Below are 13,037 nucleotides of genomic sequence, written 5' to 3' on the forward strand. Positions count from 1 at the left end.
AAAGAAAGGCTACCCCAATGGGCAGCCTCTTCTTTTAGTTTTACCTTCAACAATCTTACTTCATAAAGGAAGTCAGCATCCAAACCAACTTTTCCTGCTGACTGATGTAGTCTGAAATCAAAGCCAGTGTACCTTCGTCTTCAGCAGCTTCGGCCACAGGCAAAATTTCCCTTTCCATTTTTATCAGCACCTCCAGATTGTTCAAGACAGCAGCCATTGTAGAAGCGGCATCATTCTTATCTTTCTCTGCCTTGATGCTGCTCACTTTGAGGTAATCTTCAAAAGTATGCAGGGGCGCACCACCAACGGTAAGAATGCGCTCAGCGATTTCATCGATTTTTTCGACGGCATCATCGTAGAGCTCCTCGTACTTGGCGTGCAGCACAAAAAAGCGCTCCCCCTTAATGTTCCAATGGAAGCCACGGAGGTTTTGATAATACACCTGGTAGTTGGCCAGCAATTCGTTCAACTTTTCTGCTACGGCGGCAGACTCTTTTTCTTTTAAACCTAAAATCTCGGTAATCTTCTTCATAAGGTATAGTATTTAATGTGGTTTTACTTTTAATGCTCCCTCAAAGATAGAATTTTTGCAGCTTTTATTCAAATAGCTTCTATTTATAGGCCATACTCCTGCTCAATATTAAAAAAAAGTATATTTTTATTTCGTTAAACCTAATTCAAATGATGAAACACACTATTCTCCTCCTGCTTTTTATGCTGGCCGGCACCGTTTTAAGGGCCGAAATTCAAAAAACCCCACGATTGGGCAAAATTTCCATCGAAGAAATGGAAGCCAGTATATGCCCCATTGACTCCTCGGCTCCAGGCTATTATTTGTTCGACAAGGGAAGTACCGACTTTGTATACCGACAAACAACTGTTCGTTCTGACGATCCTGAATCGTCCAAGGGTTTCCAATTGGTTTTTAAACGACATCTGCGAATAAAAATCCTGGACAAATCGGCATCCGATTATGGAGATTTTGAAATACCTCTTTACCACAAAGGTACTGACGAAGAAAAAGCCTCCAACATAAAAGGTTTCACCTTTAACCTGGAAGACGGAAAAATAACCAAAACAAAACTGGACACCCGTCAAATCATCTACGAAAAGAAAACGGACAACATTACCGTCGTTAAAATTGCCATGCCTGAGGTTAGGGAAGGTTCGGTCATTGATCTTGAATACGAAGTCCTGAGCGACTTCCTGTTTAATCTTCAGGAATGGTATTTTCAAAAACAGCTCCCTGTCCTGTACAGCGAGTACCGGGTAGCCATTCCACAGTACTTTTTCTACAAACCATCCAGCTTCGGATACCACAGATTCGACCACAAAATCAGCAGCCAGTCTCAGACCATAAAGCTGGTTTACATTCAGCGCGCTGAGGGGCTCAACACCAAAGAGCAGCGTTATGAGCACGAAGAAAAATATCAGGATAAAATAACCACTTTTTTTGCCTCCAATGTTCCAGCCTTTAAAGCTGAAAGGTTTTTAAAGGCGCAAAAGAACTACCTCACCCGCATAGCTTTTGAACTGGAGGGCACCCAATTCCCCAATTCGGGCTACAAAAATTTTTCTTCCAGCTGGAAAGAAGTGGCAGAAGAACTCTTAAAACATGAAAGTTTTGGCAAAGCATTAGAAAGAAACGGCTTCCTGGATGAAGCGGTTCAAAGCATTGAAGCTGTAGCCACCACCAAACAAGAAAAAATTTTAGCGGCCTATAATCTGGTGCAAAATAGCGTAAAATGGAATGGAAAAGTCAGACTATTTACCGAAAGCCCGCTAAAAAAAGTCTGGGAAGACGGCCAGGGAAACAGCGCAGAATTAAACCTATCCCTGGTAGCCCTGCTTAAGCGCCTGGATGTAGCAGCATACCCCGTGGTACTCAGCACCCAAAACAACGGCATATTACCCCTGACACATCCATCCATCAGCGACTTAAATTACGTTATCGCAATGACCGAAGAAGACAACACCTTGTTGCTGATGGACGCCACCGAACCAAATTCCTACCCCAATTTATTGCCCGAACGCTGCCTGAATGGGAATGGACAAATAATATCGGACAGCCGATTTGGCGAAGTAGAAATTGCAGCCACCCAAGCCCACCAGACCTACATTAAAACGAGTCTCGAACTGAAAGACGACGGCACATTCGAAGGAACGGTAGAGCTTAACGAGGCCGGCTATGCTGCTCTTGAGCGAAGGAAGCAGTATTACCAGGAGGACGACAGTCTGCTCTTTACGCAGCAATTGGAAAAGGACTTCTCCGGCTTATCCATCACCCACCACTCCACTTCTAACCTTGAAAACAAGCAAGATCCACTCATTGATTCTATGCTTGTGGTTATCAAGGACCAATGCGACCTCATGGGCGATATGCTGGCATTCTCGCCCCTTCTTGCATTTAAGACCAACGAAAACCCTTTTAAGCTGGATCAAAGAGACTACCCCATCGAATTCTCCTTTCCGCTTCGCCAAACCATTCTCTGTTCCATAAAAATACCCGAAGACTACCAGATAGAGAGTCTGCCGGATCCCATACGGGCCGCTATGCCCAACAAAGATATGGAAGTAACCTTCACCACCTCTGCTATAGGTAACATCATCCAGGTGGTGAGCGATTTTAAAATCAATAAATCCATGTTTCTCCCTGCAGAATATGAAGCTGTAAAGAACACGTTCTCTTTCTTAATCAACAAGCACAACGAAAAAGTTGTTTTAAAAAAGATCTAAATGAGAATTCTATTTTTCCTGCTGGTTCTGTGCCTAAACGTGAAGGGGAGTGCCAAAAATCCAGTGCCTGATTATGCCAGCCTCCCCGACGAACTCATCCCGGAAGCCCACGCCCTTATCCGTTCGCTCCACCAGGAGGTGGAGCGAACCTCTGAAGATCAGCTGAAAACAACTGTAAAAAAAACAATTACAATACTCAGCAGTAAAGGGAAAAGTCATGGGGTTTTCCATCTGCCTTACAGCAAAAACACCAAAATAACCAATTTGTCGGGAAGGATCTTTGACGCGAGGGGACAGCAAATAGAAACCCTTAAAAAGAAGGATTTTATCGACCAGTCTTCTTATCAGGATTTTATCTTTTACAGCGATCAACGGATTCTGTATTACCAACCCAAAGTGACCAACTACCCCTACACGGTAGAATACAGCTATACGACACAAACCAAAGGGTTGATCCTTATCGACCTTTGGCTGCCGGTGGATGGCTACAATCTGGCTTTGGAACAAGCGACACTGAAGGTGCTGACGCCCAAAAACCTTCAGGCTGATTTTCGTATGCAAAATGGAGAATTTGCCTACAGTACCCGTGAGCATAAAAATCTTTACACGGAGCACCTGTGGGAGATCAAACACTTGGCGGCACTCAAGCAAGAACCCATGGCGCCAGACTTTCTGTCGGTCTTTCCCTTTGTTGCGGTAACGCCCCGCGATTATCGATACGACGGGTATGCCGAAACGGTCTCAGATTGGGAAAGCTATGGAAACTGGGTGAGTAAACTCCTGGAAGGGAAACAAGAGCTCCCTGAAGCAACTAGAAGCCTGATGCAGGCACTTACCGATTCCTTGCCGGATGTGCGAAGCAAGGTAAAGGCCATTTACCAGTACATGCAAAAGAAGACCCGCTATGTATGTATTACAGAAGGGATTGGCGGCTTCCAGCCCATGTCGGCCAGCGAGGTAGATCAATACGGTTACGGCGATTGCAAAGCACTCAGCAATTACACCCGGGCTTTACTGACAAGTATCAACATTCCCTCTTTCTACACCGAAATAGGGGCCGACAGTCGCCGTATCCGACATTCCGATTTCGCCTCCGCCGACCAAACCAACCATGTAATACTCACCGTCCCTCTGGAACAGGATACCGTTTGGTTGGAATGCACCAATCCCTACAACCCTTTTGGTTACGTTGGAGAGGCCATAGCCAACAGAAAGGCCCTGGCGGTTACCCCGAAAGGTGGATCCTTAATCACCATGCCCACCTACAAAGCTGAAGACAACCAAATGGCTCATAAACTGGAGCTGAAGTTAAGTCCCAATGGCGATGCGAGCGCCCTGCTAACAAGCACAGCCAAAGGTTTACGTTTTGAAGAGCTGCACTTCTTAACCACAGGAACAAACCAGCAACAAAAAGATTATCTCCTGTCCCATTTACCACTTAAAAACCTTTCCATCGACCAATTCAACATCAGCGAGCAGGGAGATGAGGATGCTCAGGCCACCTTAGCGGTTGAATTTAATGCGGGACAATATGCCCATCCCTCCGGAGACCGCTTGTTTCTGCCCCTGAACACCGTCAGTCCCGTCAGACTGAGAATCAATAACACGGAGACCAGAGCCTTCGATTTGAATTTTAAAATACCGGGCACAGACACAGGTCATTTTGTTTATGAAATACCCGAGGGCTTTGAAGTAGAGTTTTTCCCATCCGAAGTAAGCATCGAAAACGACTACCTGAGTTTCCGCTCCAGTTGCGAACTATCGGGGAAGAAGCTCAGCTACTACCGCTCGTTTACACTAAAACAGAGACAGGTGCCCAAAGCATTCTTTGCTGATTTTGTGGAGACGCTCGATAAAATCCGCAGGCAGGACAACCCCAAGGCCATTCTGAAAAAGATCTGAAAACAGTAAACAACATTACAGGGAGAGTCACCCTCCAGACAAACGGCCCCTGAAGCTATGCTTCAGGGGCCGTTGTTTCAAATCATCTGCCTTATCGACAAACTCTATTTGGCATTTTCTAATTTAATCAGATTAAGCGCCGAACCGGCTTTAAACCACTCAATTTGCTGCGCATTGTAAGTATGTAAAACCTTAAAGCTCTCCTTTTGCCCATCGGCATGAACCAATTCAACGGTAAGTGGCCGATCCGGAGCAAAACTTTCCAGGTCGGTCAAATTAATGACATCGTCTTCCTGAATCCGGTCGTAATCTGCCTCGTTCTCAAAGGTGAGGGCCAACATACCCTGTTTCTTCAAATTGGTTTCATGAATACGGGCAAAACTCTTTACCAAAACAGCCCTTACACCCAGGTGACGCGGCTCCATGGCAGCATGCTCTCGAGAAGAACCTTCACCATAATTGTGATCACCCACCACTATCGAACCTACTCCTGCAGCTTTATAGGCACGCTGAACAGCAGGAACCGCATCGTAGGCGCCGGTCAGTTGGTTCTTAACCGTGTCGGTGGCATCGTTGAAATAATTGACCGCTCCGGTCAGCATGTTGTTCGAAATGTTGTCGAGATGCCCCCTAAAACGCAACCAAGGCCCAGCCATAGATATGTGATCGGTGGTACATTTGCCCTTAGCCTTAATCAACAAGCGCAAACCACTCAGGTTTTGTCCATCCCAGGGTGCAAAAGGCTCCAGCAGCTGAAGCCGCTCCGATTCCGGATTTACCAGCACCTCAATATTACTGCCATCTGCGGCAGGCGCCTGATAACCGGCATCCTTCACAGCAAAACCCTTCGGCGGCATATGCAAGCCAGCCGGTTCATCCAGTTTCACCGCCTTACCCTCTTCATTTACCAGGGTGTCGGTAACCGGATTAAAAGTCAGATCTCCAGCAATAGCAAAAGCCGTTACAATTTCGGGGGAGGCTACAAAAGCGTGGGTATTCGGATTACCATCATTGCGCTTGGCAAAGTTCCTGTTGAAGGAAGTTATGATGGAATTGGGCCGTTTGGGATCGTTGGTATGCCGCGCCCATTGACCGATGCAAGGTCCACAGGCATTGGCCAGAACCACGCCCCCAATCTGGTCAAAATCGGCCAAGAAGCCATCCCGATCAACGGTATAGCGCACCTGTTCAGAACCCGGAGTGATGGTAAACTCGGCTTTCACCTTCAACTTTTTCTCACTGGCCTGACGGGCAATGGAAGCCGCCCGGGAAATATCTTCATAAGACGAGTTGGTACAGGAACCGATCAAGCCCACTTCGAGTTCTTTGGGCCAGTTGTTCTTCTTCACCTCAGCAGCAAACTGCGACAGAGGCGTAGCCCGGTCGGGCGTAAAGGGTCCGTTGATGTGCGGCTCCAACTCCGAAAGATTGATCTCAATGACCTGATCAAAATATTTTTCAGGCTGGGCATAAACTTCCTCATCTCCGGTTAAATGCTGCTTTACCTCATCGGCCAAACCAGCGACTTCAGGCCGGTCGGTCCCACGCAGGTATTCGGCCATACTCTCGTCGTAACCAAAAGTTGAGGTTGTTGCGCCAATTTCAGCCCCCATGTTGCAAATGGTGCCTTTACCGGTAGCTGAGAGACTGCGTGCCCCCTCCCCAAAATATTCCAGAATGGCCCCGGTCCCACCTTTTACGGTTAAGATACCGGCCACTTTCAAAATAACATCCTTGGCAGAAGCCCAACCGCTCAAGCGACCAGTCAGCTTAACACCTATTAATTTGGGAAACTTCAGCTCCCAGGGCATGCCGGCCATCACATCTACTGCATCGGCACCACCAACACCAATGGCAATCATGCCCAAACCTCCGGCATTCACAGTATGCGAATCGGTTCCGATCATCATTCCTCCGGGAAAAGCATAGTTTTCCAAAACAACCTGGTGAATAATGCCGGCACCTGGTTTCCAGAAGCCGATCCCATATTTATTGGACACGGAAGCCAGAAAATCAAAGACTTCCTTACTGGAATTTAAAGCGTTTTTCAAATCCGCAACAGCGCCATCCTTGGCCTGAATAAGGTGATCGCAATGTACCGTAGAAGGAACCGCAGCCTTTTCACGACCTGCCTGCATAAACTGCAACAAAGCCATCTGTGCGGTAGCATCCTGCATAGCTACGCGGTCCGGTGCAAAATCCACATAAGATTTCCCACGTTCAAAGGCTTGCTGAGGCAACTCACCGGAAAGGTGCGCGTACAATATTTTCTCAGTTAAAGTCAGCGGACGGTTCAAAACCTTACGGGTTTGCTCCACCTTTTCTCCAAATTGGGCATACACCCTGCGAATCATGTCAATATCAAATGCCATAGTCCAGTAGTGATTTATCTGTTAGCTGTTTATTATTCTCAAAAATACACAAAAAAAGTCATCCAAATCAATAACAGTCGTTGGGGCGCTTTTGTTTTAAACAAAATTAGAGTTTGTGTCTACCCGAAACACTAAGCAGGAGGATAAAACAGTAAAAATGGGCGAACCTTGTTGAAACAAGTCCTACAGACATCAGACGGCCTCCCTCCACCCAAAAAAATGAAGTATACTTGCCTCTGAACAAGTAAAAAGCAAAACCAAATTTCATGAAAACACTGCGCAAAATTAGTCTGCTGACTCTGTCAGCTCTGAGCTTAGCCTCATCCATCCAGTCACAAAACCCCATTATCACACACAAATACACGGCCGATCCGGCTGCTTTGGTCCACAACGACAAAGTATATTTGTATGTAGGGCACGATGAAGCCAAAGCCCACGAAAACCATTATGTGCTTAACGAGTGGCTGATTTTCTCGTCCGACGATATGGTCAACTGGACAGAGGAAGCCTCCTTTCCTGCCTCGGCCTTCGCGTGGGCTAAAGGGGAAGCCTGGGCTGCTCACGTCGTAGAAAAGGAGGGGAAATTCTACTGGTATGTAACGGTGGAGCACGGTACCATCCCTGGAAAATCGATAGGGGTTGCTGTTTCCGATTCGCCTACTGGTCCTTTTAAGGATGCTCTGGGCAAAGCGCTTATCACCAACGACATGACCACAGAACACTCGGACAGCTATTGGGACGACATCGATCCGGCAGTTTTCATAGACGACGACGGTGAGGCCTATATGTATTGGGGCAACGTGGTCTGCTACTGGGTTCGACTAAACGACAATATGATAGAACTGGATGGCCCCATCCAAACCGTTGACTTACCTCATTTTACCGAGGCGCCCTACATCCACAAAAAGGACGAGTGGTACTATCTCACCTATGCCTATATGTTTCCGGAGCGCACCGCCTATGCCCGGAGCAAAAGCGTTACCGGTCCCTGGGAATTCGTAGGCTTGCTCAACGAGGTGGCCGGCAACACCAACACCAACCATCAGAGCATCATCGAATTTAAAGGAAAGGACTATTTCATTTACCACAATGGGGTAATCCCGACGGCTGGCGGCAGTTTCCGGAGATCGGTTTGTGTAGACTACCTTTATTACAAAGAAGACGGGACCATGCAAAAAGTACTTATGACCTCGGAGGGAGTAGCTCCGGCCCGATAGCAGCAGTAAGCTGCGCTCCAAAAAAGGGTCGGTCGCTACGAAGCTGACCGACCCCTTCAGGATAATCCCAAATTATCCGAAAATCATTTTTTGATTAAAAGCTCCTTTAAAACCCCATCCCGGGTATTTACCACAAGCACATAAGTACCTGCAGACAAGTGCTGCAACGACAACTCCTGCACCGACCCGGGCCAATACCCCAAACGCACTCCCGAAAGTCCATACAAGGCGACCCCATCTACCGCCGCGCTGCTTCGAATGTGGACTATGGACTGGACCGGATTGGGAGAGATAGAGAGCGTCGCAGCTTCCTCCTGTCTGAGTGAAGTGCTTAGTCCCATGTCCACACTCATATAAAAAAGGTTGGCCACATCGTGCTTTGTAATGGTATGTTCCCCAGCCTCTAAGGGCAATTCTAAAAGCCCATCCACATAAGTGTAACTGCTGCCGTCAACATATACCCGCTTGCTCTCCCCTTCGTTAAAAACCAGAATAAGCACACCAGGCTGTTCCATGGTGAACGCTATATGCGTCGAGCTTTCCATCTTAAGGCATTGAGTCAGCACCAAAGCGCCATAGTTGACCGTACCCTTACTGTCGGACAGGTTGCCAACAATGCTGTAAAAAGTACTCTCCATGCCCGAAAGGGTGAAGTTGTGCACATAATCACCCGGAAGAACGACACCATTTCCAGGTTCCTCTCCGTTGCCGGGCTCCTCGTCATCACCATTGCCCGGACCGCCACCCAGGGCATCTTCCCCCTGTACGGAGACCAGGGCAGTAGTATAATTGAGCAGTGCCTGCTTCAGCGGTAAATTCACCGCATAAGAAGCATCGTCGGCAGCATCATTAAAAGACCATTGAAAATCACCCCCAAACATCCTCCCTGCGTAAGTCTTCACCTTGTCGCGGGCCAGCTCGGGCGCATCGGCAGTATAAGCATACATGAGCTCGGGATTGGTGTCGAAATTATTGTAACTGTGACCTCCCTTTTTGGTCTTTACATCGGCTGGTACGCTGGCCGTGGCTTCATCGGCCACCCAGGCATCAAAATCCAGGGTCGAGTTGGCAAAACCGGTAGCCCCATAGGGGACAAAGCGGGCAGCGCCCTCCACGTAATTGTTGAAGGCTTTTATAATCCCTCCGTCTTCTCCCGAAAAAGTCCCTGTTCCACTGTACACATCGCTTCCCTGCTGGGAAATCAACATCGGGTATTTGGCATTTCTAAAATAATTGCCTTCCACGAAAACAGAGCCTCCGGAGGTTACCCCTACGCCATACTTTGAAACACCATCATAATAGTTGTTGTAAACGTGGACCGAGAAAAAACGCACCCGCGGGTGGCGCGAATCGGAATGGTCGAACCAGTTGTGGTGATAAGTCGCATACAGTCCTTCCGTGGTGCTCTCTCCCAAACCCAAAAGGTTGGCCTTTCCGCTGTCCCAAAAATGATTGTAGGAAAAAGTGATGTAGGTCGACCTCTTGGCATCCAGGGCCCCGTCCCCCTTAGCCTGATCGGCATCCCCACCGGCCTCACCATAAAAAAAGTCGCAATGATGCACCCAAATGTAGTCGTTGTTCTGTTGCAGACCAATATTATCTCCTTCACCACTGTCGCAGTTCATCGTTCCCAGATTTCGAATCTCCACATTACTTGCATTCTTAAGACGGATGCCCCAGCCATCAGCAACCGCATCGTCGCCCACACCCTCCAGCGTGATATAACTGCTGGCATTGTTCTTATTCTCTACCACCACATCCCCATTCAACAGGTAATCCGGGTCTGTAATCTGCCCAATAAAACGTACGATTAAAGGACGGTTATCGTTCCCTTTTTTAAAGCCGTCTAAAATCTCTTGTATTCCCACACAAGGGTTGGCATTGGCACCGCTTACATCCATACTGACGGTATTCTTGCTTTGTTCCGTAACATACAGAACCACCGCGCCTTCCTTGGCTGTCCCATCGGCACGATAAGCTCCGGGAACACGTCCGTTGGCAAAAGCAAAGCCCGTCCGGTCGTGCGCCTTTACCTCCAAAGCCGGACTTTCAGCAGCACTGCCGGCCACTCCATCTACCAGTGCGGCCACCTTTATGGTATAAGTCCCTGCTTTCAATCCAAGTACATCGGCCCTGTAATAGTCCCCATAAAAACGAATCAACTGCGGATCAATCGCCTGGTTGCTCTTCCCATCACCACTCCAGCTTACCGCATAGTCCGACACCCCATCAAGGGGTGTCCAGGTAACATAGGCCGACTCCAGCCAAGCCCTGGATTCCTGAATAACGGGTGTTTGTGACAACAGGGACGAACTACATCCCCACAGCAGCAAAAGAAAAAGTAGATTTTTCATCATCATTTTGGGTTTTAGATCAAACGAGTATTTGTTCAACAAAAGTGCAGTATTTTTCACCCTGAGTGGTATGGCGTTTTGGTGATAAAAGGGGGGCGAATCGTCCAATCACCGAAACCTGCCGAAACCAACGATAAAAAAGCAGCACCCAATAATTAACCGGGACCTTTTGACTGCGGCAAATAAAAATATTTCGTATCTTAAGCATTTAAATGCAATCTAAAAATTGGACATAGTTATGGAAAACAATCCGCACAAAGCAAGCAAATGCCCGGTAACTGGAGCCATGGGACGACACAGTCTGGGTTCCGGGGGGACCGGCAACCGGGACTGGTGGCCCAACAAACTTAAAGTCAATATGCTGCGCCAGCATTCCAGTCTCTCCAATCCAATGGACAAAGACTTCGACTACGCAGCGGCCTTCAAAAGCCTGGATTTTGCAGCCCTAAAAAAAGACCTGCATCAACTGATGACCCAGTCGCAGGACTGGTGGCCGGCAGATTTTGGGCATTACGGCCCACTGCTTATTCGCATGGCCTGGCACAGCGCGGGCACCTATCGTATGGGAGATGGACGCGGCGGTGGCGGCACCGGAAATCAACGCTTTGCTCCATTGAACAGTTGGCCCGACAACGTCAACCTGGACAAGGCCAGGCGTCTGCTGTGGCCCATCAAACAAAAATATGGAAAGAAAATTTCCTGGGCCGACCTGATGATTCTGGCCGGTAATGTGGCCCTCGAATCTATGGGCTTCCGCACCTTTGGTTTTGCCGGGGGACGGGAAGACATTTGGGAACCCGAAGAAGACATTAACTGGGGAGCTGAAAAAGAATGGCTCGGCAACAAGGAGCGTTATGAGGGAGAAAAAGAACTCGACAACCCCCTTGCAGCTGTTCAAATGGGCTTGATTTATGTAAATCCCGAAGGACCTAACGGGAAACCAGACCCACTGGCGGCTGCCAAAGATATTCGGGAGACTTTTGCCCGGATGGCTATGAACGACGAAGAAACGGTTGCGCTCATTGCGGGTGGTCACACCTTTGGGAAGACCCACGGCATCGCCGACGCAGCGAATCTGGGACCGGAACCCGAAGCAGCTCCCATTGAGGAAATGGGACTGGGCTGGAAAAATGCACACGGCAGTGGCAAGGCCGGAGACACCATTACCAGTGGACTGGAGGTTACCTGGACGCAGACGCCTGCCAAATGGAGTTATTACTTCTTCGACAACCTCTTCCGTTTTGAATGGGAATTGGTTAAGAGTCCCGCCGGGGCCTACCAATGGGAAGCCAAAGGAGCCGGAAAAATCATTCCGGATGCCCACGATCCCTCGAAGAAGCATTACCCCACCATGCTTACCACCGACCTTTCGCTGCGCTTTGACCCGATTTACGAGAAGATTTCACGCAGATTTTGGGAGCACCCACTGGAATTCGCCGATGCCTTTTCACGCGCATGGTTCAAACTGACCCACCGCGACATGGGGCCCAAATCACGCTACCTTGGGCCGGAGGTTCCGGCGGAGGACCTCATCTGGCAGGACCCCATCCCGGCTGTTGACCACGAGCTGGTGGACGACAAAGATGTGGCTGCACTCAAAAAACAAATACTCGAAAGTGGCCTTTCTGTAGGAGAACTGGTAAGCACTGCATGGGCTGCCGCCTCCACCTACCGCAACTCGGACAAAAGAGGAGGTGCCAATGGTGCCCGCATTCGTCTGGCTCCGCAAAAGGACTGGGAAGCCAACAACCCTAAGCGCTTGCAAAAAGTGCTTCAGGTACTGGAAAAAATTCAGGACAATTTTGCCCAACAGCAAAAAGGCAACAAAAAGATATCCCTGGCCGACCTGATTGTACTGGGCGGGTGTGCAGCGGTTGAAAAGGCTGCCAAAGACGGCGGATACAACATCGGTGTTCCCTTTGCTCCGGGCCGTATGGACGCTTCCCCCGAACAGACCGATGCCGAATCGTTTTCGGTGCTGGAGCCTTATGCCGATGGCTTCCGCAACTACCAGAAAAAGGTCTATGCTGTTTCAACAGAAGAAATGCTCGTGGATAAGGCGCAGCTCTTGAACCTGACTGCTCCCGAAATGACGGTGTTGGTAGGCGGTCTGCGTGCCCTCAATGCCAACTGGGACGGCTCCAGCCTGGGTGTTCTGACCGACAAGCCCGGTGTTCTGAGCAATGATTTCTTTATCAACTTGCTGGACATGGGCATTGAATGGAAGGCCCTGGACGAACAAAAGATGCGTTACGAAGCCAAGCTCCGAAGCAGTGGGGAGAAAAAGTGGACGGCTTCACGGGCCGATCTGGTTTTTGGTGCCAACTCGGAATTGCGTGCCGTTTCTGAGGTCTATGCCTGCGCCGACGGAGCAGAGAAAATGGTCAGAGACTTTGTGGCAGCCTGGAATAAGGTGATGAATCTCGATCGCTTTGATTTGTAAGAACAGCCTTACA

The 13,037-nt window shown here is 48.8% G+C and carries 7 protein-coding genes; 4 read left to right on the forward strand and 3 right to left on the reverse strand.

Annotation, left to right across the window (positions count from 1 at the left end; all coding sequences use genetic code 11):
• Nucleotides 1-55: 55 nt before the first annotated feature.
• Nucleotides 56-532: a Dps family protein gene (locus tag B4W65_RS04750; protein ID WP_088653967.1), complete on the reverse strand. Its 477-nt coding sequence runs from the start codon at nt 530-532 to the stop codon at nt 56-58.
• Between the two features lie 149 nt (nt 533-681).
• Between B4W65_RS04750 and B4W65_RS04755 the strand changes: the two genes are divergently transcribed.
• Nucleotides 682-2,736 (forward strand): DUF3857 domain-containing protein, encoded by a 2,055-nt coding sequence (locus B4W65_RS04755; RefSeq protein ID WP_088653968.1) that lies wholly within the window; start codon nt 682-684, stop codon nt 2,734-2,736.
• On the forward strand, nt 2,737-4,638 hold the full coding sequence (locus B4W65_RS04760) for a DUF3857 domain-containing protein (RefSeq protein ID WP_088653969.1): 1,902 nt from the start codon (nt 2,737-2,739) through the stop codon (nt 4,636-4,638).
• 104 nt (nt 4,639-4,742) lie between these two features.
• On the opposite strand, the gene B4W65_RS04765 is transcribed toward B4W65_RS04760, so the two are convergent.
• Nucleotides 4,743-7,010, reverse strand: a complete 2,268-nt coding sequence (locus tag B4W65_RS04765) for an aconitate hydratase (RefSeq protein ID WP_088653970.1) — start codon at nt 7,008-7,010, stop codon at nt 4,743-4,745.
• 266 nt (nt 7,011-7,276) lie between these two features.
• On the opposite strand from B4W65_RS04765, the gene B4W65_RS04770 reads away from it, so the two are divergent.
• Nucleotides 7,277-8,227: a glycoside hydrolase family 43 protein gene (locus B4W65_RS04770; protein WP_088653971.1), complete on the forward strand. Its 951-nt coding sequence runs from the start codon at nt 7,277-7,279 to the stop codon at nt 8,225-8,227.
• 83 nt (nt 8,228-8,310) lie between these two features.
• Here B4W65_RS04770 and B4W65_RS04775 read toward each other — a convergent pair whose 3' ends face one another.
• Nucleotides 8,311-10,584: a pectate lyase family protein gene (locus tag B4W65_RS04775; protein ID WP_088653972.1), complete on the reverse strand. Its 2,274-nt coding sequence runs from the start codon at nt 10,582-10,584 to the stop codon at nt 8,311-8,313.
• Between the two features lie 235 nt (nt 10,585-10,819).
• Here B4W65_RS04775 and katG point away from each other — a divergent pair, with 235 nt between their 5' ends.
• Nucleotides 10,820-13,024 (forward strand): catalase/peroxidase HPI, encoded by a 2,205-nt coding sequence (katG, locus tag B4W65_RS04780; protein WP_088653973.1) that lies wholly within the window; start codon nt 10,820-10,822, stop codon nt 13,022-13,024.
• Nucleotides 13,025-13,037 lie beyond the last annotated feature (13 nt).

Origin of the sequence: Geofilum rhodophaeum (assembly GCF_002210225.1) — a bacterium.
GTDB lineage: Bacteria > Bacteroidota > Bacteroidia > Bacteroidales > Marinilabiliaceae > Geofilum > Geofilum rhodophaeum.